Annotated in this window: 17 protein-coding genes and 1 pseudogene; 9 read left to right on the top strand and 9 right to left on the bottom strand. The window is 70.2% G+C overall.

From position 1 onward, the window contains the following. Positions 1-5: 5 nt before the first annotated feature. Together BDW27_RS23240 and BDW27_RS23235 are read right to left on the bottom strand one after the other, a co-directional pair. Positions 6-524 carry a hypothetical protein gene (locus BDW27_RS23240; protein WP_110051717.1) on the bottom strand — a complete coding sequence of 173 codons (519 nt, stop codon included), beginning with the start codon at positions 522-524 and terminating at the stop codon, positions 6-8. Continuing rightward, positions 524-1,096 (bottom strand): ATP-binding protein, encoded by a 573-nt coding sequence (locus tag BDW27_RS23235; protein ID WP_110051715.1) that lies wholly within the window; start codon positions 1,094-1,096, stop codon positions 524-526. The genes BDW27_RS23240 and BDW27_RS23235 overlap by 1 nt, the downstream gene beginning before the upstream one ends. 471 nt (positions 1,097-1,567) lie before the next feature. On the opposite strand from BDW27_RS23235, the gene BDW27_RS23225 reads away from it, so the two are divergent. From BDW27_RS23225 to BDW27_RS23195, 7 genes and pseudogenes are all read left to right on the top strand, one after another. After that, positions 1,568-2,416: a helix-turn-helix transcriptional regulator gene (locus BDW27_RS23225; RefSeq protein ID WP_049566729.1), complete on the top strand. Its 849-nt coding sequence runs from the start codon at positions 1,568-1,570 to the stop codon at positions 2,414-2,416. A 9-nt stretch (positions 2,417-2,425) separates the two neighbouring features. Continuing rightward, complete coding sequence (locus BDW27_RS23220; protein ID WP_082206260.1) at positions 2,426-2,614, top strand: DUF397 domain-containing protein; 189 nt, start codon at positions 2,426-2,428, stop codon at positions 2,612-2,614. Between the two features lie 217 nt (positions 2,615-2,831). Further along, positions 2,832-3,016 (top strand): annotated as a pseudogene (locus tag BDW27_RS27885) (DUF397 domain-containing protein). A 548-nt stretch (positions 3,017-3,564) separates the two neighbouring features. Continuing rightward, on the top strand, positions 3,565-3,987 hold the full coding sequence (locus BDW27_RS23210; protein ID WP_110051711.1) for a spore-associated protein A: 423 nt from the start codon (positions 3,565-3,567) through the stop codon (positions 3,985-3,987). A 55-nt stretch (positions 3,988-4,042) separates the two neighbouring features. Next, the gene (locus tag BDW27_RS23205) at positions 4,043-4,453 is read left to right on the top strand and encodes a spore-associated protein A (protein ID WP_370446546.1); all 411 of its coding nucleotides are present in this window, start codon (positions 4,043-4,045) and stop codon (positions 4,451-4,453) included. 53 nt (positions 4,454-4,506) lie between these two features. Further along, the gene (locus tag BDW27_RS23200) at positions 4,507-4,935 is read left to right on the top strand and encodes a spore-associated protein A (protein ID WP_110051708.1); all 429 of its coding nucleotides are present in this window, start codon (positions 4,507-4,509) and stop codon (positions 4,933-4,935) included. Between the two features lie 236 nt (positions 4,936-5,171). Then, the gene (locus tag BDW27_RS23195; RefSeq protein ID WP_233515894.1) at positions 5,172-6,632 is read left to right on the top strand and encodes an AfsR/SARP family transcriptional regulator; all 1,461 of its coding nucleotides are present in this window, start codon (positions 5,172-5,174) and stop codon (positions 6,630-6,632) included. Between the two features lie 19 nt (positions 6,633-6,651). On the opposite strand, the gene BDW27_RS23190 is transcribed toward BDW27_RS23195, so the two are convergent. Beyond that, the gene (locus tag BDW27_RS23190; RefSeq protein WP_110051704.1) at positions 6,652-7,638 is read right to left on the bottom strand and encodes an NAD-dependent epimerase/dehydratase family protein; all 987 of its coding nucleotides are present in this window, start codon (positions 7,636-7,638) and stop codon (positions 6,652-6,654) included. An 84-nt stretch (positions 7,639-7,722) separates the two neighbouring features. Beyond that, a complete protein-coding gene (locus BDW27_RS23185; protein ID WP_110051703.1) occupies positions 7,723-8,562 on the bottom strand; it encodes an alpha/beta fold hydrolase in 840 nt (279 codons plus the stop codon). Positions 8,563-8,624: 62 nt separating this feature from the next. On the opposite strand from BDW27_RS23185, the gene BDW27_RS23180 reads away from it, so the two are divergent. Then, on the top strand, positions 8,625-9,188 hold the full coding sequence (locus BDW27_RS23180; RefSeq protein ID WP_110051701.1) for a CGNR zinc finger domain-containing protein: 564 nt from the start codon (positions 8,625-8,627) through the stop codon (positions 9,186-9,188). Positions 9,189-9,294: 106 nt separating this feature from the next. Here BDW27_RS23180 and BDW27_RS23175 read toward each other — a convergent pair whose 3' ends face one another. Then, entirely contained in the window at positions 9,295-9,732 is a 438-nt protein-coding gene (locus BDW27_RS23175) for a YciI family protein (RefSeq protein WP_110051699.1), read from the bottom strand. Between the two features lie 101 nt (positions 9,733-9,833). Beyond that, positions 9,834-11,141 carry an MFS transporter gene (locus BDW27_RS23170; protein ID WP_110051698.1) on the bottom strand — a complete coding sequence of 436 codons (1,308 nt, stop codon included), beginning with the start codon at positions 11,139-11,141 and terminating at the stop codon, positions 9,834-9,836. A 348-nt stretch (positions 11,142-11,489) separates the two neighbouring features. Here BDW27_RS23170 and BDW27_RS23165 point away from each other — a divergent pair, with 348 nt between their 5' ends. Then, positions 11,490-12,131, top strand: a complete 642-nt coding sequence (locus BDW27_RS23165) for an OB-fold-containig protein (protein WP_110051696.1) — start codon at positions 11,490-11,492, stop codon at positions 12,129-12,131. A 55-nt stretch (positions 12,132-12,186) separates the two neighbouring features. Here the strand turns inward: BDW27_RS23165 and BDW27_RS23160 are convergent, their stop codons facing one another. The 3 genes from BDW27_RS23160 to BDW27_RS23150 form a co-directional block, all read right to left on the bottom strand. Continuing rightward, entirely contained in the window at positions 12,187-13,473 is a 1,287-nt protein-coding gene (locus BDW27_RS23160; RefSeq protein WP_110051695.1) for an MFS transporter, read from the bottom strand. A gap of 162 nt (positions 13,474-13,635) precedes the next feature. After that, positions 13,636-13,836 (bottom strand): MbtH family protein, encoded by a 201-nt coding sequence (locus BDW27_RS23155; protein ID WP_049566754.1) that lies wholly within the window; start codon positions 13,834-13,836, stop codon positions 13,636-13,638. A gap of 2 nt (positions 13,837-13,838) precedes the next feature. Next, positions 13,839-24,203: a non-ribosomal peptide synthetase gene (locus BDW27_RS23150; RefSeq protein ID WP_255421509.1), complete on the bottom strand. Its 10,365-nt coding sequence runs from the start codon at positions 24,201-24,203 to the stop codon at positions 13,839-13,841. Positions 24,204-24,210: the final 7 nt, after the last annotated feature.

Raw genomic sequence — 24,210 nt, 5'->3', positions numbered from 1 at the left:
GGCTCTCAGGCAGCGGGCGGAGGTTCGGGATCGCTCCTGTGGACGCCCAGGTGCCGGTGGGCGAGGAGCCGCAGGAGTTCGGTGCGATTGGGTGCGGTGATGCGTTCAAAGGGGTCACCGTCACCGGTCCAACCCAAGGGACGGCGCGCCACGTAGACCTCGTTCGGGTGCTTGCCTTCGATGGTCATGTTCCAGTGCTTGTGCAGCAGGGCGCAGAGCACGTGTTCGGGAACCGGGAGACTCTCGCAGGGGTCGCTCTGCTTCGGGACCGCGCTCGCTACCGGCCTGTTGCCGGGAACCCGGGTGGGTGCGGGGTGGTCGTGGATGGCCTGGTCGATCAGCTGCATCGCCACCTCGGCGTCGCTCTCCTCCCGGGCGATCCGCAGGGCCTCCAGTACCAGGGGGATGCGGTTGCGAAGGGTGTGGTTGTGCCACACATCCAGCTGCGCGGGAGTGAGATGGGTGGGCGCGGTCAGGGCGTCCTCGGCAACGGCCAGCATGTCCCTGGTGTCGACGTCCAACATCAGCACTCCACCTCAGCTTCTTCGGTGTTGATCCGCGTCCGGGGGCTGTCAGCCAGGGAGTGGGACAGGTGGAACCAGACCTGCCGGAGCTTCGAGTCGTCGTTGTCTCCGCACCGGTCCGCCAAGGCGTTGATCAGCCCCAAACCGATCCCCTGGCCAGTGGTGGGGCCGAGGGGGTCCAAGTTGCTGGCGGTGAGCGGGCCGGGGGCCATGAGGTGACGGGTGTCCTGGTCCTGGCAGGTCAGCGTCGTCCCGGTCGCGCCCCTGTCCACGGTGAGTGAGTAGGTGCTGCCGTGCTCACTCGACAGAGCGTGGGCGAGGGCGTTGTTGGCCAGTACCGAGCCCAGGAGGGTGAACAGGAACTGGTGGTCCTTGCTGCGTTCGGCGGCGCTGGTGTCCAGGACCGCCCGCACTAGAGGCATAAGGCCGGGGAGTCCGGCGAAGGCGTCCTTGCGCCTTCGGAAGGGCGTTCCCACGGTTCGGGAGAAGTAGTGGGCGTGGAACGGCTTGATGCAGATGGCCAGGGGGACCGTCGACTCACGGTGGGTCAGTTCGGGAGAGAGCGCACTCACAGGGCAACCGCCCAGCGCCGCAACCCGGCCATGACAGCCTCCAGGACCTGCATGGGGGCGGAATCGATCGGCCGCCGCGGCGAGGGGATCAGCGGCCCCTGAGAGCGAGAAGTGGTGCGGCCGGGGTTCGCGGCGAAGGCACGCACACGCGCGGCCTGCCTGGGACGACGGCGATGGAACGCTCCGGACGCGAGATGGCACATGCATGCCAGCGCGGAGAGCTTCAGGGATCGGGGCGCCATGGGCGCACACCTCCGGTAAGGACCGTGCCGGGTGGGAAGCCCAGCGGGGAGCTTGGTGCCTCCCATGCTGACCCATGAAGAGCAAATCTGCAATATCCACGTCACATGGATAATAAGATCAGCGTGAATCAACCACACAATGTGAATGGTGCGACAAATGTCGGGTTTTCATGCACGGAGCGTAGGATCAGGAGCCCAGCCACCCCACGTCCGTAGGAGGGACGACACTTTGGCCGCCAGCCCCACACTGCGAAGAAAGCGCCTGTCACGGCAGCTCAATGCACTCAGGGCGGAGAGCGGCCTCACTGTGGACGCCGTCGCAAAGAAGGCGAAAGCGTTGAGACCCGACCGGCCGTGGTCTGCCGCCAAGCTCACTCGGCTGGAAACTCAGCAGTGGAAGCGGCTCCACACCGATGACCTGCTCGCACTTCTGGACGTCTACAGCGTCACTGACAAGGCGGAGCGGGCCTCCTACGTGCGCACCGCCACCGAGGCATCACAGACGGGTTGGTGGGTGAACTACTCCGACATCCTCGGCTCTGGCGCCTACGTTGACCTGGAGACTGAGGCCTCCCGCATCCGCACATACGAGGCCTTCTACATTCCAGGTCTGCTCCAGACAGAGGAGTACGCCCGCTCCGTCATCAGCGCCGGTGTCACCGACACCCGCCAAATTGAACGGCGCGTGGAGGCTCGGATGGTGCGGCAAGCGCTCCTCAGCCCTGATGCAGGACCGAAGCTGTGGGCGATCCTTGATGAAGCCGCCTTTCACCGAATTCCCGCCGCTGTCCTCCCCAGCCAGGTGGAACACCTTCTTGAAGTCCAAAAGCCCGATGCCCGGGTTCAGATTCAGATCCTGCCGTACAGCAGTGGGCCGCACGCAGCGATGACGGGCCAGTTTGTCATCCTGGACTTCCCAGCGGACCCGTCCACGGTGTACTTGGAGCAGTCGGTGAGCGGCCTGTTCCCGGAGGACCCCGTGGTCTTGGACCATTACGAGATGCTGTACGACCGAGTGCACGCCCAGGCGCTGAGCGTCGAAGCGTCGCGCGACTTCCTGAAGAACCTGATCGAGTAGAGGACCGTCATGCCTGCCGCATCCCAACTGGCATTCCGAAAGAGCAGCTACAGCAGCGCCACCGGGCAGAACTGTGTCGAGGTCGCTGACGTCCCTGGTCTGTCCGCCGTGCGTGACACCCAGAACCAGGAAGCTGGACACCTGGAGTTCCCCGCCCAGGAGTGGGCGGCATTGCTGTCCACTGCGATCCGCCCGTAGCGGTAACGCCAGTGGCCCCCGGTCAGTTGACCGGGGGCCACTGGCGTTCCTACCAGAAGCATCCCGCGAACACGGTGCCTCGCTGCCCCGCACGCGGATGTGCGTATGTAGTTCTAGGTGTACAGGGGATCGGGGCTTTTCCTCTGCCACGGGTGTAGAAGCGGGTGGGACCGAGTATGAGTCAGTCACTGCCCCACCCCCAGCGGAGGTTCCGACGTTGTACCCCCACACCACCGAACTCACCTTCCACAAGTCCAGTTACAGCAATCCTCAGAACTGCGTCGAGGTCGCGGACCTCCCCACCGGCGCCGCCGTCCGCGACACCAAAACAGGGAACGTGGTCACCTGGCGTTCGCGTCGTCGGAGTGGCGCGCGCTCCTCGCCGGAGTTCGACTCAGCTGACCAGAGGCATGACGCAGGACCCCGGTTCTCACCTGGGGTCCTGGGTGAACTCTTCCTGCCTCGCCCCAACCCGAAGGCCAGCTTCCAGGAACCTCACAGCCCCCAGAACCCGGGCCTCGACCTCGGGCTCCAGGCCCACCCTGGGACGGGCTCGCAGCCACCGCCGCGACGGTGAAACGCTCGTGCTCCCGTGGCCTAGTGCGGTTCAGCTTCGGCGACCCGCTCGCCAGCGAGTTGCTGTCCGGGTTGAGCTGACCGAGAGGGATTCCCACCGGGTGGACGCGGAGGACAACCGGGAGCGGCTCCCGGCCGCCACCCGTGACGTGGGCGAACCCGACCTGGAGGCCTGACCGGATCCGGTCAAGGGGCCTCAGGAGGAGAGAACATCATCGCAGGTGGGGGCCGTGTCCGATGGGACACGGCCCCCACACGTGTGCCTTCCGAAGCCGGAGGAAAGCGGATTCGAAGTCAGCTCGAAGCCGCGGCTGCCACCATCCCTCCCGTGCCCGTTCGTTGCGGGCTCGGGAAAACAAGGAGCGAACACCCACATGATCAAGAACCTCCGGTCGGTCATGCTGCTCTCGGCGGCCCTCGCGCTGGGGTCCGCAGCCATGGCGACGCCGGCCGCTGCCGCGGACGCCCCCATCGTGGCCTACAACGGCGTCTGCGGCAGCGCCTACAAGGTTGTCAACCACGCAAACATCGGGAACAAGGGCACCGTCTTCCTGACCTACAACTCCTCCAACGGCTTCAACTGCGCCGTCACCGTGCGCAAGGGGTCGGGCTCGGCCATTCAGATGGTCGTCGGACTGAAGCGGACCAGCGACTCCCCGAGCCAGGCCGTGCAGGACGAGGGCAACTACACCAGTTACGCCGGACCGGTCTACCGCGAAGCAGCCGGGCAGTGCGTCGACTGGTACGGGAACATCAGCGGCACCAACGAGAACCGCAACGGGACCAACTGCGGCTGATCCACGCCCCGCGCCGCAACGGGCGGCGCACGGACGCACGACGGGAAGAGCCATGATGCACGTTCTGAAGAAGGCCGCCGCGGCCGCCGCCGCTGCCTGCGTCGCCACCGCGAGCATGGTGGCCACCGCGACCCCCGCATCCGCCGCCACCTACGGCGCCCAGTGCGGCAGCGGCTACACGGTCATCAACAAGATCGAGTTCCCGAACAACCGCGGGACGACGTTCCTCACCTACAACTCCTCCAACGGCAACAACTGCGTCGTGACCGTGCGCACCTCACCGGGCGCCGCCGCTCCCATGGACGCGTTCATCAAACTGTCCTCCTCCTCCACATGGAAGCGGGACAAGGGCAACTACACCACCTACGCGGGACCCGTCTACGTGTCGGCACCCGCTACGTGCATCGACTGGGGCGGCACCATCGGCACGGCGACGATCGAGAGCCCGGACCACCACTGCGGCTGAACCTCGATCCTCCTCATACATTCCCGTATTCACCGAGACACCAGGGGAGATCCATGAAGAACGCCCTCAGGAAGACCGCAGCCGTCGCACTGGCGGTGGGGATCGGCGTCAGCGGCGTTTTCGCCACCGCCGCCCCAGCCTCCGCCGCCTCTGCCATCGCCACCTACGGAAACGAGTGCGGCAGCGGCTACAAGGTCGTCAACCACAGGAACATCGGAAGCAAGGGCACGGTCTTCCTGACCTACAACTCCGCCAACGGCAACAACTGCGTCGTGACGAAGCGGGTCAGCACCGGCGCCGCCGTACTCATCGAGGCGGGCCTGAAGATCGGCTCGTCGGGCAACCACTACGACAAGTACGAGGCTGGGCACTTCACCAGCTACGCCGGACCGATCTACCTGAGCGCGGCCGGCAAGTGCGTGAGCTGGATGGGACGCATCTCGGGTACCGAAGGCAAGGCCACGAACACGAACTGCGGCTGATCCACACGAGGATGGGCGGCCCGGGGCATGTGCACCGCGCCGCCCTTCGCATGGGTTATACAAGTACTTTTCAGGCGAAAGAGAGACCAAAAGATCCAAAATTCGATATACAAGCCCTGGCCAATCTCGGACAATACCCTTCTTCATCCGAATACCCATGGACTCGTTGATTCGCCTGACCTATGCTCCGCTGTGACCGCGGGGGCGGAAATCTGCGCGGACAAAGGGGGAATCGGTTGGAAACCAACCTTTCCGGTATCCGGTACCGGCTGCTGGGCCCGGTAGAGGCCCTCATCGGGGAAGGAAGCGTGGACATCGGCGGGCGAAAGCGCCGTACGGTGCTCGCGGCCCTGTTGCTCCAGCCGAACACCGTGGTCCCCGACGAACGGCTCATCGACCTGGTCTGGGGCGAGGATCCACCGCGCAGCGCGCGTTCCCAGATCCACGGCCACGTGCACGAGCTACGGAAACGCCTGGGAGCGGACACCATCGTCCGCCAGAGCTTCGGGTACCGACTCCTCGTCGGGGCGGAGGCGGTCGACGTGGCTCTGTTCGAACGCCTCCTCGATCAGGCCAGGGCGGGCCACGCCGCCGGGCGGCTCGACGACGCGGCCCGGGACCTGCGCGCGGCGGTCTCACTCTGGACAGGACCCGCGCTCAGCGGTGTTGAGCCAGCGCTGGTCACCCACCTGCGACCCGCGTTGGAGGAGGAACGCCTGAACGCGCTCGAGGCGCTGTACGAGGTGGAGGTCGAGCGAGGCCGCGCACTCGATGCCATACCCAAACTGCGCACTCTCTGCGCGGAACACCCCACCAGGGAACGTTTTGCGGGACTGCTCATGTCCGCTCTGCACTCCCGCGGCCGCGCAGGAGAGGCCTTGGAGGTCTACGCGGAGCTGCGCGACCTGCTCCGGGTTCGCGTGGGGGTCGAACCCAGCGCACCGGTCCAACGGCTCCACAGGGAACTCACCTCGACCAGGGGTGTGGTGACCGGTCATGCGGAGGACCCACCGGGCCAACGCTCCGAGACCCCGCCCCGGGTACGGCCCGCCGAACTGCCCCGCTGCGCCCACGGCATCGTGGGCCGGGCCTCGGAACTCGGCGCGCTCGACGCCGAACTGAACGGACGGCCCGCCCCCTTCCTCCTGGTCACCGGAGTCGCCGGGGTCGGAAAGACCACACTCGCGGCCCACTGGGGCCACGAGATCCGGGACCGGTTCCCCGACGGACAGCTCTACGTGGACCTGGACGGATCAGGCCGCCGCGGAGGGCCAGTCGATTCCGACGACGCGCTCCGTCAGCTCCTGCGCAGCCTGGGTACCGACCCTCGCCATCTGCCCAGCGGTTCTCCCGACCTCGCCAAGCTCTTCCGCTCGATCACCGCGGACCTGCGGCTGTTGGTCCTCTTCGACGACGCCGCCTCCGTCGAACAGGTCTCTCCGTTGCTACCGGGCGGCCGGAGCAACACCGTCCTCGTGACCAGCCGACACGAACTGGTCTCGATGGTCGCGCTGTTCGACGCCCGCCGTGTCCACCTCAACGTGCTGTCCGAGAAGTCGTCCATCGAGCTGCTCCAGCTCGTCGCGGGGCCGGAGACACTGGCTGCGGCACGCGAGTCGAGCGAAGGCATCGTCGACCACTGCGGGCGGTTGCCCCTCGCGCTACGCATGGCAGCCGCCCGCATGGGCTCCGCCTGACCCCGCCCTCGGGGGCGGGTCAGCGGCCCAGGACGCGGGCCTCGACCTCCGGGTCCAGGCCCACCCTGGGACGGTCCGGGCGCTGCTCCGCTTCCCCGCCCACGGACTCCAGCCACGCCCAGGTGTCGGCGACCGTATCCTCCACCGGCCGACACCGCAGGCCGGTGGCCAAAGCACGCTCGACGTTCCCCTGGTGCAGGAACCCGTGCAGCTCGCCCGGGGGCAGCCACACCGGCAGCTCCCGCCACGGGGCGATCCCGGCCTCCGCGATGACCTCGGGTGAGGTCCAGCGGAATTCCGCGTCAGAGCCGGTCACCTCCCTGCACGCCGTCAGGAGGCCCTCCATGGTGGTGTGTCCGATCGGGCTGACCATGTTGTACGGCCCGCTCAGCCCCTTCTCCGCCGCGTCGAGGGTCCAGGCAGCGAGGTCACGCGCGTCCACGTACTGGAGCGGAAGGTCCCTCGGCCCGGGAGCCAGCACCGGCCCGCCCCTGGCGATCCGGCTGAGCCACCACGGCAGCCGACCGATGTTCTCGTGCGGGCCCAGGATCAGCCCCGCGCGGACGAACAGCGACCGGTCACCGAACACCGCCTCCGCCGCCAGCTCACCGCCGCGCTTGGCCCGCGCGTAGTCGGTGCCGTCGTCGTCGACGGAGACCTCCACCACGGGGGCGTCCTCGTCGGCTCCGGGCGCGGCGGGCGAGACGTACACGGAACGGCTGGAGACGTAGGAGTAGTGGCCGACCCTGCCGTGCAGCAGACGGGCCGCGTCCGCCACCGCCACGGGAGCCTTCGCCCAGGTGTCGACCACCAGGTCCCACTCCCCCGACTCCAGGGCGGCGAGCCCGCCCGGCTCGGTGCGGTCACCGTGCCGGACCTCGGCCCCGGCTGGCGCCGCGTGCGTCCCCCGGTGGAAGACGGTGACCTCCCAGCCCCGGGAGACCGCGGCCTCCGCGACCGCACGCCCCACGAACTCCGTACCGCCCAGAACCAGAAGTCTCGTCATGCGGCCAGTCTGGACGGTGATCCGGGCCGACGCCAGGGTTCCTGCCCACAGCAGAACCGGGGTCAGGCGGTGCCGCGCCGGTCCTCACCGGGGACCGAGGAAGCGCAGGAGCCGCTCCGCGGTCTCGTCCGGAGCGTCCTCGGGGAGGAAGTGGCCCGCCCCCGCGATTCGCTCCTGGACGGCGGCCGGGATCGCCGCGGCGAGTTCGTCGCCCATCGCGGTGGGCATCCAGCTGTCGTCCTCTCCCCACAGGACCAGGGTGGGCACGGTGACCTCGCCCAGCCGGCGCACGACGTCCTCGGTGTCGCGGTAGCTGACAGCCGCGACCTGATCAATCCAGCGCCGCTGCCCCTCCTCACCGGCCCACGGCGCGAGGTAGGCAGCCGCGACCTCGTCGGGCATCGGACGGCTGGTGGCAGTGTGCACGCGGGGGGTGATGATGTCGGCGAACACGCTCGGCTCCATGGTCGCGTAGACGTCCGCGTGACGCTGCATGTGTTCGGTGAAACGGGTGTTCCACGGGCCGATGACGGCGGCGTCCAGCAGGGCGAGGCGGCGCGCGGGGACCCCTTCGACGAGGTGGGCGCGCATGACCACACCGCCACCGATGTCGTGTCCGACCAGGTCCGGCGCCTCCAGGTTCCAGTGTTCGACGAGCTCGGCCAGGGCGCGGGCCTGCCGGGCGATCGACGGGGCCACCCCCGGTGCGGGGCGGGAGCCTCCGAAGCCGAGCATGTCCCACACGTGGACGGTGTGCTCCCGCGCGAGGGCGGGGACGACCCCGCGCCAGAGGTAGGACGACGCCGGGGTGCCGTGGACCAGGACCACGGGCGGGCCGCCGTCCCCGAAGACCCCGGTGAGGACCTCGCCGCCGGAGAGGCGGACGCGGTCGGTGAGCTGCCAGTTGTCGGTGCCGGTCGACACAGCGAACCTCCATGTAAGGCGTGTAATCTATTTTCAACACTTACGCTAGCATGGAGTAAGGCTTGAAAATAGATTTCACCGATTACATCCCCGGGGCGGCCCTGGCCACCGACCTGGTCAACACCTCTCCCCAGGTCCGCGGTGCCGGAGACACGCTCTCCGGCACCGGGGCGCTTCGGGAGTTCCTGGCCGAGAACGGTGTCGACTGGGGTGAGCCGAGCCCGGACGACCTCAAGGAGGTGCTGACCCTGCGGAGCCGGGTCCGCGGCATCCTGGAGACGGAGGACGAGGACGAGACCGCCGAAGCCGCCAACGACCTGGTCGCGCGGGCGGCTGGCGGCCCCTCCCTGGAGCGCGACGGTGACGGCCGGTGGCGGTGGTACGTCGGCATCGTGCCGGACGCCTCGTTCGCGGACCGGCTGGCGGTGCTCGTCGGAACCGGGCTCCTCGGTGTCCTCGAGGTCCTGAGCCACGACCGGTTCCGGTACTGCGCCTCACCCCTGTGCGAGGGGATGTTCGTCGACACCAGCCGTGCGGGGCGACGGCGCTACTGCACTCCGAGCCTGTGCGGGAACCGACTCAACGTCGCGAACCACCGGGCCCGCCACTCACAGGACCGCCCCTGACCGTCCAGACCCGGGCGTTCCAGGAGGAGGCCACGTTCGCGTTCGTTACGGGCGAGTTCGGTCGGGCGGACGGACTCCGACGGGGTCCGGAACCCCGGGGCGGAGCTCAGCCCTGGCGGTTCTCCTCTTCTGCACGCCGCTCACGCTCGTGCTCCTTGACCTCCTCGGGCATGTCCTCCAGGTCCTCCAGCTCAGCGATCCGGCGCAGCTGGAGCTTGAGTTCGCCGGGCTCGCCCTTGGCGGGGTGCGGGCACCTCCTGGCCCACTCCAGCGCCTCGGCGTGCGAGGACACCTGGAGCACCCAGTACCCCGCGACGAACTCCTTCGCCTCGGTGAAGGGCCCGTCCAGCACGGTGGCCTCACCGTCGCGGAAGACGACCTCGGCCCCGGCGGAGGTGGGCGCGAGCCCCTCACCGGTCAGCATGACCCCGGCCCGGAGCATCTCCTCGTTGTACTTCCCCATCTCCTCGTAGACCTCGGGGCCGACCTCGTAGTCGGCGGCCTCGGACTCGGGTGTGCTCATGATCGACATCAGGTAGCGCATGGTGCTCTCCGCTCTTCGGGTGTGGAACGGGGTCCGTTCCCCGCTCTCACCCGTACGTCGAACGGGGCGGGCCGGAATCGACACACTCCTCGGAACTGTTCCTACTTTTTCTCCTGCCCGACTTCCGGCTCATGTTCACCCAGGTCAGCGACTTTTCCCGAGGCCTCGGCCATCGCAGCGGCCTCGTGTTCGTCGGCCTGGGCAGTGACCAGGCGCAGCGCGGACGCGGACAGGAGCAAGGCGACGAGGACCACCACGCCCGCGGCCACCGGAACGTAGGACAGCTCGACCCGGCCGAGCGCCCCGCCCAGCAGGGCGCCGATCGGGGAGAAGCCCGCACCGGACACCTGGACGCAGGACATCACCCGGCCCATCTGGGCACCGGGGACGATGAGCTGGATGGCGCTGAGCATCACGATGTTGGAGGAGGTCAGGGCGAACCCGATCACCGTCCAGGCCACCGCTGCCGCGTAGGCGTTGGGGGCGAGGCCGAAGGCGACGCTGGCCACGGCCGCCAGGGTGAAGAGCGCCACCTCCGTGCGGAACCGGCCGAGTCGACCCACGATCCGGCTGACCGTGGTCGCGCCCAGCAGCGCACCCACTGCGGAGGTGCCCAGGAAGACGCCGTAGAGGGCCGCGGGGACCCCGAAGTGGTCCCGGACCAGGAGCACCATGACCGAGGACTGGGCGACGAAGGCCATGTTCATGACCACGTTGAACGCCAGGATCGGCCCCAGGGAGCTGCCACGGAAGACGAAGGCCAGACCCTCACCGATGTCACCGAGAACCGAGCGCACCGCACCCTTCCCCTCCCTCTCCTCGGCACAGCCCTCGGGGCGGCGTGGGCGGCGCACCGCCAACGGCAGGCCGAGCAACACCAGGGCGCCCAGGACATAGGCTCCGGCGTTCACGGCCAGCGGCAGGAACGCCGCCACCGCGAACAGGAAGCCGGCGATGGGGCCGCCCGCGAACTGCTGCGTGACCGTCCGCCCGCCCACCAGGCGGCTGTTCGCGCGTTCGAGCGCACCGACCGGAGCGATGTCCGGCAGCATCGCCTGCCCCGCGAGGTCGTAGAACACCTCGCAGACCATCACCGTGAACATGACCGCGTACAGCGCCCAGATCGAGGCGTGACCGGTGACGATCAGCAGGGACAGGGCCACGAGTGCGCCGCCCCGGCCGACGTTGGTCAGGACCATCAGGCGCACCCGGTCGACCCGGTCCACCACCACTCCCGCGACCAGGCCGACCAGCAGCCAGGGAAGGAAGCGGACGGCGGTCAGCCCGGCCACCAGCAGGGGGTCGTTGGTCAGCATGGCCGCCACCAGCGGCAACGCGACGAGCGTCATCCCGTCGCCGAGGTTGCTGGACAGACTTCCCGCCCAGAAGCGGTGGAAGTCCCGCCCCATCGGTGGTTTCGCCTTCTTCCCGGGGAACGCCCGGTCGGGGGATGCGCTGTTCACGTGGGGGATGTCCCTTTCACAGGGTGGGGGCTGCTCCTGCCGGGTCCAGGCTCCCGGGCAACGGTCAACTCCGGGTCACGGGCCCCTCGTCGTTCACGTCCCCTGGACGGGCCCGGACGCCGCTCCGCCCTGTTCACGAGCACTCCCATGGATCGAGCGCTCCGCCGCGTGGCCGGATCAGGACAGGCCGCGAACATGACCACAACCGGTCAGGAGAGGCCCCGGGGGCCGTCCTGAACTGGGGCGTTCGGTAGAGTTCCGGGACGGTTCGAACAGTGGGGGCGGGGGCACGGGATGGGCGTTTTCCTGGGTGCCGCCTTCGGTTTCCCCACGGTCCTGTTCACACCGATGCTCTTCGTCGTCCTGGGCTACTGGATCTTCGTGATCGTCGGCGCCGCCGACACCGAGCTGCTCGACAGCGTGGACTCCAACGGCGACGCCGTCGGACTGAGCGCGTTCCTCAGCAGGGCGGGACTCGGCCGGGTTCCGGTGACCGTGGCCCTCACTCTGCTGATCTGTGTCGCCTGGTTCGCGAGCATGATGGGAAGCATCTTGACCACCCTCGTCGACACCACCTCCACCCCCCTGCTGTACGCCCTCGGCGCCGTGGTGCTGGTCATCGCCCTGGTCGTCGCCTGGGCGGTCACCAGCGGCGTGGTCATGGGGTTCCAGCGCTTCCTGCCCGCGCGCGGCGGCGACTCCAAGCACGAGCTGGTCGGGCGCACCTGCGTCATCCGGATCGGTGAGGCCCGCGAGGACTTCGGCCAGGCCGAGATCACCACCGCGGGCGGCGCCTCCATCTCCATCCCCGTACGCACCATCAGCGGGGAGGTCCTGTCCTCGGGCAGCACCGCGCTGATCTTCGACCACAGCCCGGACGACGACGTCTTCCTGGTGACCGCCTTCGACGCCGCACTCGACCCCGGCCAGTCCTGACCGGGGCCGCCGTCCGAGTCCCTCTCCGCAGGGCGCTCCGGTGCGGGACGCCCGCCTACTCCCCGTTCTCCGCCTCCTGACGGTCCCTGTCCTCGGCCTCGTCCGCGCGCCGTGCCATGGTCCGCAACGCGGGCAGGAGGAGCAGGGTGGCGGTGATGACGACCACCCCGCCGATCAGTGACGGCAGGCGCAGGTCGACGCGGCCGAGGAAACCGCCGATGAGGGCACCCACGGCGTTGAAGGTCATCGCGAAGATCTGCACGGACCCCAGCACCCGTCCGCGCAGTTCGGCGGGGATGGCGAGCTGGGCGACCCCGATGGTGACGGTGTTCGACAGGGCCATAGCCACCGCGATCAGGGCCCAGAAGAACCCGGCCACGTACGCGTTGGGCGACACGATGAACCCGATGCAGCCCACCCCCATGACCGTGAAGGCGATGACCTGGGTACGGAAGCGCCCCAGGAAGGCGACCACGCGCGAGACCGAGAGCGCTCCGAGCAGCGCCCCGACGGCGGCGGAGGAGATGAACACGCCGTACAGCGCCTCCGGTACCCCGAAGTGCACCCGCAGGATGAGGACCAGCACGGACGACTGGAGCATGAAGCCCATGGCCACGAGCGAGCCGTGCAGGGCCAGGTACCTGAGGGGCCGGTCGTTCCAGAGGAACGTGGTCCCCTCGCGGACCGAGGCGAGGATGGAGACCGCCGGAGTCCGGGCGTCCCGTACCGCGGCCCGGGGGCGTCGGGCGCTCAGCGGCAGGCCGATGAGGATGAGGGCGCCGAGAAGGTAGGCGCCGGCGTTGACCGCGAGCGGGAGCGCCGCGGCGACCACGATCAGGAGGCCTCCGATGGGAGCCCCACCGAAGTCCTGGACGACCACCCGGCCGCCGACGATGCGGCTGTTGGCCCGGTCCAGGGAGGTCTTGGCGACCAGTTCGGGCATGAGGGCGCGTCCGCCGATGTCGTAGAACGCCTCGCAGGACATGACGACGAACATCACCGCGTAGAGGGTGAGGATGGTGGCGTTGCCCGCGGCGACGACCACCGCGAGCGCCACCAGGGTGGCGGCGCGCACCAGGTTCGCGACGATCAGCACCTTGCCCCGGTCGAGGCGGTCGACGAGCGCGCCCACGAACAGTCCGAAGATCAGCCAGGGCAGGAAACGCACGAAGGCCAGCCCGGCGACCAGGACGGGGTCGTTGGTGAACATGGCCGCCATCAGCGGAAGCACCGTCGCCATGATGCCGTCGGCCACGCTGCTGCTCATGCTCCCGACCCAGAAGCGGTTGAAGTCGCGGCCCAGGCCACGGACCGGTCTGCCCGGTCTGGTCTGTACGGACATGGTCTCTACTCTCGATTCCTGGTGCTACCAGCTGGTGGGGAGGAGGGGCGCGGGCGGGGACAGGGGCAAGGGCGGCGCGGGTGGCGCCGCCGGGCCGCCGGTGTGTCCGGGTGCGGGCCCGTCGCGCGGGCCCGCACCAGAGGGTGCAGCGGTGGTACTCGGTCAGACGGCGGCCAGGCTACGGGGCCGGATGTCGGTCCAGTTCTCCTCGACGTAGCGCAGGCAGGCCTCGCGGGTGTCCTCCCCCGCGACGACGTCCCAGCCAGCGGGGACGTCGGCGAAGGACGGCCACAGGGAGTGCTGGCCCTCGGCGTTGACCACGACGTAGAAAGTGCCCTCGGCGTTGTCGAACGGGTTGTTCATCGTCAGCTCCTCAGCTGTTCGAAGGTGATGGATTCCATCTGGGCGGACACCAGTCGACCGATCAGTCCCACCGACTCCGGGCGGGTCATCCCCATGTGCGTGGAGTCGATGTCATGGACCTCGATACGGCCGTCGATGTGCTCCTTCCAGTACTCGACCTCGGGCGAGTACTCGTTCCTTCCGCGCGTTGCGCGGAAGAAGACCGTGTCCCCGGTGAAGGTTCCGGGAGTGTGATGGTTCATGACGACCGCGTGGTTGGCCGCGGCGTCCACGAGGGCTGCCAGGTCGGCGGGGGCGAACTCGGCCAGGACGGGATCGCCCTGCCGTACCCGCCGGACCACGTCCTCGCGGTCGATCGGGGCTCCCACGGAGCCGACGCCGGATGGGACGTCGAGCATCATGGCCAGCACCTCGTCATGGGAGAAGTCGGTGCGCTCGGCACCGGGCGGTACGGGATAGGAGTCCATGAGTCCGAGGAAGGACACCTCCTCGCCCGCGGTCTGGAGGCGGACCGCCATCTCGTGGGCGACGAGGCCGCCGAACGACCACCCCAGCAGCCGGTACGGGCCGTGGGGCCGGACGGAGCGGACGCGCTCCAGATAGTCCTCGGCGATCTCTGCGACGCTGCTCGGCAGCTCACCCGGGACGGTGAGCGCCCGCGTCTGCAGTCCGTACAGGGGCTGGTCGCCGGGCAGGTGCTGGACCAGGCTGGCGTAACACCAGCTCATCCCCGCGCCCGGGTGCACCGCGAAGAGCGGGGGGCGCTCTCCGTGCTTGCGCAGGGGAAGCAGGACCTCCAACGCGCCCGCGGTGTTCTCCACCGGGGCGTCGCCGGTGACCTGCTGCCCCCCGCCCGGCTCGCCCGCCAGCGCCGCGACGGTCGGCGAACGGAAGACGTCCCGGACCCTGAGCTCGATCCCCAGGTCCGCGGCGGCCCGGCCGACCAGCCGGGCGGCCAGGAGCGAGTGCCCGCCGAGGTCGAAGAAGGAGTCGTCGATCCCCACCCGGTCCAGGCCCAGGATCTCCGCGAACAGCGCGCAGAAGGCCTCTTCTCGGGGTGTGCGGGGCTCGCGTCCCACGGCGGTGGGCGTGTACTGGGGCGAGGGGAGGGCCCGCCGGTCCAGTTTGCCGCTGGAGTTCAGCGGGAGGGTGTCCAGGACGACGGTGGCCGCGGGGACCATGTACTCCGGCAGCGATCGCGCGGTGTGCGCGGCCACAGCTTCGGTGTCGATCCCGTGGCCGTCCTCGGCCACGAGGTAGGCGACCAGCCGCGGGTCGCCCGGCCGGTCCTCACGGACCACGGCGACCGCGTGGGCGACGGCCGGGTGCGCCGAGAGCACGGCCTCGACCTCGCCGAGTTCGATGCGGAAGCCACGGATTTTGACCTGGTCGTCCTCACGCCCATGGAAGCGGATGTCGCCGTCGGGGGTCCGGGAGACCCGGTCTCCGGTCCGGTACATGCGGGAGCCGGGTGAGCCGTGGGGATCGGTCACGAACCGTCCAGCGGTCAGGCCGGGCCTGTGCAGGTACCCGCGTGCCACGCCGTCACCGGCCAGGTACAGGTCACCGACGACGCCGTCCGGCACCGGTCGCAGCCGTTCGTCCAGGACGCGGGTCAGCGTGCCCGGAAGGCCCCGGCCGATGTGCGGGTGCGCGCCGGTCACCTCGGCCATCGTGGCGTCGACCGTGGTCTCGGTGGGGCCGTAGAGGTTGAACGCGGTGACGTCGTCCGCCCCGGCGGCCAGATCGGTCCACGTCTGCGCGGGCACGGCCTCCCCGCCCAGGGCCAGGCGCAGCGGCCAGGCCCCGGCCGGTCGGGGGAGAAGCCTGTCGCGTACCAGTTCCCAGTGGGTGGGGGTCAGGTTCAGGTAGGTGACACGGTGCCGGGCCACCTCGCGGACGAAGGAGTCCGGTTCGTCACGGATCTCGTCGGCGACGACCAGCACCGTGTCCCCCCGGCAGATCGCGCCCCACTGCTGGATGGAGGCGTCGAACGCGGCGCTCGCGGTCCAGGCCGAGACCCCGGGTTCGGGCAGGTGGTAGCCGCTCTCCTCCAGAGAGGCGACCAGGTGGGCGAGGTTGGCGTGGGTCACGGCCACGCCCTTGGGTCGGCCCGTCGATCCGGACGTGTAGATCACGTAGGCGAGGGAGCCGGCGTGCCGGGAGACACCGGGGTCGGTCGCGGGCGCGTCCGGCGCGGCCGCCTGTTCGTCGGCGACCAGTACGTGGGTGGAATCGGGGAGCGCCCGCACCGCCTCGTGCGCGCGGTTCCGCGCGTCCGTCAGCAGCAGTCCCTCGCCGGCCTCCTCCAGGATGGCGGTGATCCGTCCCGCGGGGTTGCGCGGGTCCAGCGGCAGGAAGGGTGCGCCGCTCCGGAGGACGGCGATCATGGCGACGACCAGGTCGGCCGAACGCCCCATCAGGAGGGCCACCGGACGGTCCGCGCCAGCGCCCAGACCGATCAGCGTGTGGGCGAGGCGGTTGGCCCGCGCGTCCAGCTCGCCGAAGGTGAGTCCGGTGTCGCCGAAGAGCACCGCGGTGCGGTCCGGCGTGCGTCGCACCTGTTCCGCGAGCCTTTCGAGGAAGGCCGGGTGCCGCTCTCCGGGGTCAGGGGGCGTCTCGGCGGGCCGTCCGACGCGCTCGTGCGGCATGAGGACGTCGAGTTCGTCGAGGCCCTGGGAGGTGTCGGCGCCGAAGGCCTCCATCACGGCCACCAGACGCAGGAGCAGGGACCGCGCCGTCCGTTCCGTGAACAGGCCGGTGGCGTACTCCAGTGCGAGGACCGCGGGACGGGTGCCGTCCGGGGAACGGTCGGCGAAGGTCAGGCCGAGGTCGAACTTGGCGGTGTCGATCTCCGCCCGCCCGTAGCGGTCGGTGTCCTGTCCCGAGGCGCCCGGTCCGGCCGAGACCTCGCCCGTGGCCAGGGAGAGCATGGCCTGGAAGAGGGGGTGGTGCGCGGTGCTGCGGGTGGGGTTGACGAGCTCCACGACGTGCTCGAAGGGCAGGTCCTGGTGGTCGAACGCGGCCAGGTCCGCCTCGCGGACCCGGGCCAGCAGGTCGGCGAGGGTGGGGGACCCGGACGTGTCGGTGCGCAGCACCAGCGTGTTCACGAAGAACCCGACCAGGTCGTCGAACGCCGGGTCCGTCCGGCCCGCCACCGGTGTGCCGACGGCGACGTCGTCGCCGACGCCCATCCTGGTGAACAGGGCGGCGAGCGCGGCGTGCACCACCATGAAGAGTGTGCAGTCGTGTTCGCGGGCCACCCGCCGGAGCCCTTCGTGGACCTCGTCCGTCAGGTCCGCCGTGACAGTGCCGCCCGCGTGGCGGGCCTCGGCTGGCCGGGGGAAGTCGAGCGGCCACTCCGCGACCTCGGGCAACCCGCTCAGGGCCCGCTCCCAGTACCGGGACTGTCGGCTGTGGGCCGATTCCGGGTCGCTGGGATCGCCCAGGAGGTCGTTCTGCCAGAGGGTGTAGTCCGCGTACTGGACGGGCAGCGCCCTCCATGCGGGGGCGCGCCCCCCGACGCGCGCCTCGTAGGCCTCCTGAAGGTCCCGGAGCAGTGGCGCGAGCGACCAGCCGTCACCGATGGCGTGGTGCATCTGCACCACCAGGGCCGACTCGTCCTCCCCCGCGAGCAACAGGTCGGCGCGCACCAGCGGGCCGTCCTCCAGGTCGAAGACGTGCGTGTCGATCTCCCTGAGGACGTCCGGGATCTGCTCGGGCTCGACTCCGCGCACCTGGAGGCGGATCGCGGAGCCGTCAGTGACGTACTGATAGGGCTCGCCCTGGTCGGTGGGCAGGACCGTGCGCAGCGCCTCGTGCCGTTGGACGACGTCCGCGAGCGCGGCCGTCCACGCGTCAGGGTCGGGTCGACCGTCCAGGCGCAGCACGGTCTGGATGTTGTAGGCGCGTTCCTGGCCGTCGATCTGGTGCAGGAACCACAGCCTGCGCTGGGCGAAGGACAGCGGGAGGCGGGCAGGCCGCGTCTGGGGCACCGCCCTGGGTCGGGCCGGGCGGTCCCCGGCTGCCTCGACCAGGCGGGCGACGCCCGTGACGGTGGGTGAGGAGAACAGCTCGCGCAGCTCGACGTCGGCGCCGAGGACGGAGCGGACGCGTGCGATGAGCCGGGTGGCGAGCAGGGAGTGGCCGCCCAGGTCGAAGAACGAATCATCGATCCCCACCCGGTCCAGGCCCAGGACCTCGGCGAACAACCCGCACAGGATCTCCTCCCGCGGATTGCGGGGGGCACGGCCGGAACCCGCGGCGTCGAAGTCGGGTTCGGGCAGGGACCTCCTGTCCAGCTTGCCGTTGGCGGTCAGCGGGAGCTCATCCAGGACCATCACGGCGGAGGGAACCATGTAGTCGGGCAGGACCTCGGCGACGGCGGCCCGGACCTGCGCGCCTTCCAGGACCGTGCCCGCCGCGGGGACGACGTAGGCGACCAGGGCCATGACCCCGCTGTGGTCCCTGCGGGCCGTGACGAACGCCTGGGCGACACCGCGCACAGCGGCCGCGACGGCCTGGATCTCTCCCGGCTCGACCCGGAACCCGCGGACCTTGACCTGGTCGTCGGCGCGGCCCAGGTACTCGATTCGACCGGCCTCGACCCAGCGGACGAGGTCCCCGGTGCGGTACATGCTGGAGCCGGGCCCGCCGAAGGGGTCGGGCAGGAACCGTTCGGCGGTCAGGCCGGGAAGTCCCACGTAGCCGTGCGCGAGTCCGTCCCCGGCCACGTACAGCTCACCCGGGACTCCAACGGGTACCGGGCGCAGACGCTCGTCGAGGACGTAGCCGCGGCGGTTGGCGAGCGGTCCCCCGATGGGCACGGGGCCGTCCCCCTGGTCGCGGACCTCGTGGGAGTGGGTGAACACCATGCTCTCGACCGGCCCGTACCCGTTGCGCAGACGGGTGTCGGGGAAGGCGGCGCGGAAGCGGCGCATGTGCTCCGCGGACGGCTTCTCACCACCGACGTGGACTTGGAGCACGCCCTCGAAGACCTGGGGATACTCGTCCACGACGAGGTTGAACAGCCCCGTGGAGAGGAAGAGCGAGTCGACGCCGTGCCTGGCGACGAGCTCGGCCATGCGCGGGGCCTCGGGGACCTGACCGGGGTGCAGGACGCACACCGATCCGCTGAGCAGCGCTCCCCAGAACTCAAGCACGAAGGCGTCCCAGGAGACGGGTGCGGACTGGAGCCAGACCCGGTCGGGGCCCAGGTCGGCGTAGTCCTGACCGGTGAAGGTGGACACGATGGCCCGGTGCGGGGCGAGCACCCCCTTGGGGACACCGGACGATCCGGAAGTGAACATCACGCAGGCCGTGCTCAGCGGCGAAAGGTCCAGGGCGAGGTCGTCCCCGTCGTGTCCGTCGATCTGCGCCCCGACCGTGTCGACCGCGATGGCGTGCGGGGTCCCGATCTCGCGCCGCAGCAGGCCGGCGCGGGTGAGAACGAGGCGGGTCCCCGACGCGGACGCCATCGCCGCCAGCCTGGTGTCGGGGAAGGCCGGGTCCAGGGGGGTGTACCCGGCACCGGCCTTGAGCACGGCCAGCAGCGCGACGGCGTACTCGACACCGCGCTCCATGAGCACGCCGACCATGCTGCCCGGGGCGACGCCGTTCTCGCGCAGGTGTCGGGCGAGCCGGTTGGCGCGGGTGTTCAGTTCGGCGTAGGTGACCTCGGTGCCCTCGAAGACCAGCGCCAGGGAGTCGGGTGCCGCCGCGGCCCGTTCCTCGAACAGCGCGTGCACGAGAGCCGAGGGTTCACCCGCCGCGGTGTCGTTGACCTCGTGCACCAGCGCGTGGAACTCGTCCCCGGTCAGCACCGCGATGTCGGCGATCCTGGCTTCGGGGTCGTCGGCGACGGCGTTCAGCACCCGGATCAGGCGTTCGCCGAGGTCCTCGGCGGTCCGGCGGTCGAACAGGTCCGTGGCGTAGTCCACGACGGCGGTCAGGCCGTCGGGCCCCTCCCCGAAGGCGAAGGTGAGGTCGAACTTGGCCGTCTTCCAGCCGAAGGGCTCACGGTCCGCACGGAGCCCGGGCAGGCGGGGCTCCACCACGGCGTTGTTCTGGAGGACCATCATCACCTGGAACAGGGGGTGATGGGCGGTCGAGCGCTCCGGGTTGAGCTTCTCCACGAGCAGGTCGAAGGGGACGTCCTGGTGGTCGAAGGCCGCCAGGTCGGTCTCCCTCACGCGTTCGAGCAGGTCGGTGAAGGACGGGTCGCCGGAGGTGTCGGTGCGCAGGACGAGCGTGTTGACGAAGAACCCGACCAGGTCGTCCAACGCGGGGTCGGCGCGTCCCGCGATCGGGGTGCCCAGCGGGATGTCCTCGCCCGCCCCCGAGCGGTTCAGGGTCACCGCCAAGGCGGCCTGGAGCGCCATGAACAGGGTGCAGCCGCGGGCGCGGGTGATCTCCTCCAGTCGGTCGCGCAGGTCCGCGCCCAGGTCGAACACGATGCTGTCGCCCCGGTGCGAGGGGGTCGGCGGTCGGGGCCGGTCCAGGGGCAGTTCGAGGACCTCGGGAGCCCCGTCGAGGGCCCGCCGCCAGAAGTCGAGCTGACGCGCGGCCACACCCTCGGAGTCCCGCTCGTCCAGGAGCTCGTTCTGCCAGAGCGTGTAGTCCGCGTACTGCACCGGCAGCGACTCCCAGTCAGGCGCCCCGCCAGCGAGGCGCGCGGTGTAGGCCTGGCACAGATCGCGGACGAGCACGCCCTCGGACCAACCGTCGGTCGCGATGTGGTGCATCAGCACGACGAGCACCGACTCCTGGTCGCTGACACGGAGCAGCGCGGCACGCACCGGCAGGTCCTCTGCCAGGTCGAAGGTCCGGCCGATGAACTCCTCGATCGCGCCGGGGACGTCGGACTCGGCGCGTTCACTTGTCTCGAAGCCCAGCCGGGCACGGGCCTCTCCGGTTCCGAGCACCTGCTGGTGGAGCTCTTCCCCGTGCTCGGTGAGGACGGTGCGCAGGATCTCGTGGCGGTCAACGGTGTCGCCGAGTGCCGCGCGCAGGGCACCGGAGTCGAGGGGCCCGCGCAGGCGCAGGGCGACGGACACGTTGTAGGTGGCGGAGGCGCCCTCGATCCGGTTCGCGAGCCACAGTCGGCGCTGGGCGTAGGACAGGGGAGACAGTTCCCCGCGATCAGCGGGGACCAGCTCCGGACGGGAGGTCACCCCCCGCCCTCGAGCGATCACCCGGTCCACACCCGCCACCGTCGGATCACGGAAGAAGTCCCGGACCCCCACTTCGGCGCCGAGCACCGACCGCACCCGCGACACCAGTCGCAGCGCCAGCAGCGAGTTGCCGCCCGAACGGAAGAAGTTCTCCCCCGGACCCATCGACTCCCGGCCCAACAGTTTCGCGAACAACCCGCACAGGATCTCCTGACGCGGAGTCAGCGAACCAGAGGCCGCAGCCTCGTCGTCACCACCGGGCTCGGACACGGTCAGCGTGCCCCTGTTGGTCAGGGCCGCGCGCTCTTCGTCCGTCAACCCGATCGCGGCACCCGCCACCGCCCCGGTGTCCCCGGCCATCGCTCGCAGCACCCGATCCAGCATCGCGACCAGCGCTCGAACAGTCGAGTCGTCGAAGAGGTCGACAGCGAAGTCGACCGTGCCCCCGAGCCCGGCGGGTGCGCCTCCGCCGTCCCGGTACTCGACGAAACCCACGGCCAGGTCGAACTTGGCCACACCCGTGGTGACGGAGGTGACCTCCGCACCGTCGAAGCCGGAGGCGTCCGTGGAGGCGGGATTCAGCGCGACCGTGACCTGGAAGAGAGGATGGTGCGCGGTCGAGCGCTCCGGGTTGAGCTTCTCCACGAGCAGGTCGAAGGGGACGTCCTGGTGGTCGAAGGCCGCCAGAGCGGTCTCCCGGACGCCGTCCAGGATCTGGGCGAAGGTCTTCTCCCCGGACACGTCGGTGCGCAGGACGAGCGTGTTGATGAAGAACCCGACCAGGTCGTCCAGCGCGGGCTCGGTGCGTCCCGCGATCGGGGTGCCCAGCGGGATGTCCTCGCCCGCCCCCGCCTTGGACAGCGCGATCGCCAGCGCGGCCTGCACCACCATGAACAGCGTGCAGCCGTGCTCCTTGGCCACACGCGCCAGGGCGGTGTGCAGCTCCGCGTCCACCTCGAAGTGGACGCTCTCACCCCGGTGCGAGGGGACCTCGGGTCGGGTCCTGTCCAGGGGTAGTTCGAGGACCTCGGGAGCCCCGTCGAGGGACCGCCGCCAGAAGTCGAGCTGACGCGCGGCCACACCCTCGGAGTCCCGCTCGTCCAGGAGTTCGTTCTGCCAGAGCGTGTAGTCCGCGTACTGCACCGGCAGCGGCTCCCACTCGGGCGCCCCACCAGCGAGGCGCGCGGCGTAGGCCCGCCCCAGGTCCCGCACGAGCACGCCCTCGGACCAACCGTCCGTGGCGATGTGGTGCATCAGCACCACCAGCACCGACCCACCGGGACCGCAGTCGAAGTAGCGGACCCGCACCGGCCGGTCCACCGCGAGGTCGAACGGCGTTCGCGCGAACTCCCCCACCAGCGCGTCCACCCCATCGGGAGCGCACTCCACCACCTCGAACCCCGGCAGCCCCTCCGCCAGCCCCAACACCCGCTGGAAGGGCTCGCCCCCGCTCTCCCCGTAGACCGTCCGCAACACCTCGTGCCGCTCGACCACGTCACCCAACGCCGCTTCCAGAGCGGCGGCGTCCAGACCGGCACCGAACCGCACCACCAACGGCACGTTGTAGGTCGAACTCGCCCCTTCGAGCCGGTTCACGAACCACAGCCGCCGCTGCGCGAAGGACAACGGAGAAAGCTCCCCACGCTCCACGGAGACCAACCCCGGCCGGAACGCCACCGCCCGCCCCCGAGCGATCACCCGGTCCACACCCGCCACCGTCGGATCACGGAAGAAGTCGCGCACCCTCACCTCGGCCCCGAGCACCGACCGCACCCGCGACACCAGACGCAGCGCCAGCAGCGAGTTACCACCCGAACGGAAGAAGTTCTCCCCCGGCTCCACCGACTCCCGACCCAACAGTTCCGCGAACAACCCGCACAGGATCTCCTGACGCGGAGTCAGCGGGCCGGACGGTGAGTCGCCGACGGTCGCCACCGCGCTCACCGCGGGCGTACCGCGATCGGTCAGAGCCACCCGCTCCGGTTCCGTCAGCTCGACGCACTCGCCCACGGTCGATTCCGGGTCCCCGGCCATGGCGCGCAACACCCGCACCAGGACCGCGCCCAGGGCACGGACCGTGGCGGCGTCGAAGAGGTCACACGCGTACTCCACAACACCGGACAGCCCCGCCGCCCCACCCGAGCCGTCCCGGCGCTCCACGAAGCCCACCGCGAAGTCGAACTTGGCCACACCCGTGTCCACGGGGACCAGCTCCGTCGTCACCGCCCCGGCGAACTCCGGGTCCGCGCCTTCCCCCCGGGCCCCGTTCACGGCGACCGTGACCTGGAACAGCGGGTGGCGTCCGGGCACGCGCTCCGGGTTGAGGGCCTCGACCAGCAGGTCGAAGGGGACGTCCTGGTGAGCGTAGGCGCGCAGGTCGGCCTCGCGCACCTGCGCGAGGAGCTCTGAGATCGTCTGGTCCGGTCGGACCCCGGTGCGGAGCACCAGGGTGTTCACGAAGAACCCCACCAGGTCTTCCAGGGCCTCCTCGTCACGACCGGCCACCGGGGTGCCCAACGGCACGTCGTCCCCCGCACCGGCCTTGGAGAGCGCGACCGCCAGCGCCGCCTGCACCACCATCAGCAGGGTGCAACCGTGCGCCCCGGCCACCTCCAGCAGGCGTGCGTGCAGGTCCGCGTCGAGGTCGAGGGCCTCCTGCGCGCCCCGGCCCGTGGGCGTGTCCGGACGTACACGGTCGAAGGGAAGCTCCAGGGATCCGGGCGCCCCCTCCAGCGCGTCCCGCCAGAAGTCCGTCTGCTGTGACAGGAGACTGTCCGGGTCCTCGGGCGAGCCCAGGACGTCCCGCTGCCAGAGGGCGAAGTCCGCGTACTGCACCGGCAGCGGCTCCCACTCGGGCGCCCCGCCAGCGAGGCGCGCGGCGTAGGCCCGCCCCAGGTCCCGCACGAGCACGCCCTCGGACCAACCGTCCGTGGCGATGTGGTGCATCAGCACCACCAGCACCGACCCACCGGGACCACAGCCGAAGTAGCGGACCCGCACCGGCCGGTCCACCGCGAGGTCGAACGGCGTTCGCGCGAACTCCCCCACCAGCGCGTCCACCCCATCGGGAGCGCACTCCACCACCTCGAACCCCGGCAACCCCTCCGCCAGCCCCAACACCCGCTGGAAGGGCTCGCCCCCGCTCTCCCCGTAGACCGTCCGCAACACCTCGTGCCGCTCGACCACGTCACCCAACGCCGTC

The sequence above is a fragment of the Nocardiopsis sp. L17-MgMaSL7 genome (assembly GCF_003182025.1).
In the GTDB taxonomy this organism is placed as follows: Bacteria; Actinomycetota; Actinomycetes; order Streptosporangiales; family Streptosporangiaceae; genus Nocardiopsis; species Nocardiopsis prasina.
The sequence above is the reverse complement of the archived record's forward strand: the minus strand, read 5'-3'. Positions and strand labels throughout refer to the sequence as shown.

Bases quoted from the DNA above. Each gene is read 5' to 3' on its own strand.
- BDW27_RS23165 (WP_110051696.1), top strand. From the start codon at position 11,490: ATGGGCGTTTTCCTGGGTGCCGCCTTCGGTTTCCCCACGGTCCTGTTC.
- BDW27_RS23205 (WP_370446546.1), top strand. From the start codon at position 4,043: ATGCACGTTCTGAAGAAGGCCGCCGCGGCCGCCGCCGCTGCCTGCGTC.
- BDW27_RS23155 (WP_049566754.1), bottom strand. From the start codon at position 13,836: ATGAACAACCCGTTCGACAACGCCGAGGGCACTTTCTACGTCGTGGTC.
- BDW27_RS23170 (WP_110051698.1), bottom strand. From the start codon at position 11,141: ATGGGGCGGGACTTCCACCGCTTCTGGGCGGGAAGTCTGTCCAGCAAC.
- BDW27_RS23175 (WP_110051699.1), bottom strand. From the start codon at position 9,732: ATGCGCTACCTGATGTCGATCATGAGCACACCCGAGTCCGAGGCCGCC.
- BDW27_RS23210 (WP_110051711.1), top strand. From the start codon at position 3,565: ATGATCAAGAACCTCCGGTCGGTCATGCTGCTCTCGGCGGCCCTCGCG.
- BDW27_RS23200 (WP_110051708.1), top strand. From the start codon at position 4,507: ATGAAGAACGCCCTCAGGAAGACCGCAGCCGTCGCACTGGCGGTGGGG.
- BDW27_RS23240 (WP_110051717.1), bottom strand. From the start codon at position 524: ATGTTGGACGTCGACACCAGGGACATGCTGGCCGTTGCCGAGGACGCC.
- BDW27_RS23190 (WP_110051704.1), bottom strand. From the start codon at position 7,638: ATGACGAGACTTCTGGTTCTGGGCGGTACGGAGTTCGTGGGGCGTGCG.
- BDW27_RS23160 (WP_110051695.1), bottom strand. From the start codon at position 13,473: ATGTCCGTACAGACCAGACCGGGCAGACCGGTCCGTGGCCTGGGCCGC.
- BDW27_RS23220 (WP_082206260.1), top strand. From the start codon at position 2,426: ATGCCTGCCGCATCCCAACTGGCATTCCGAAAGAGCAGCTACAGCAGC.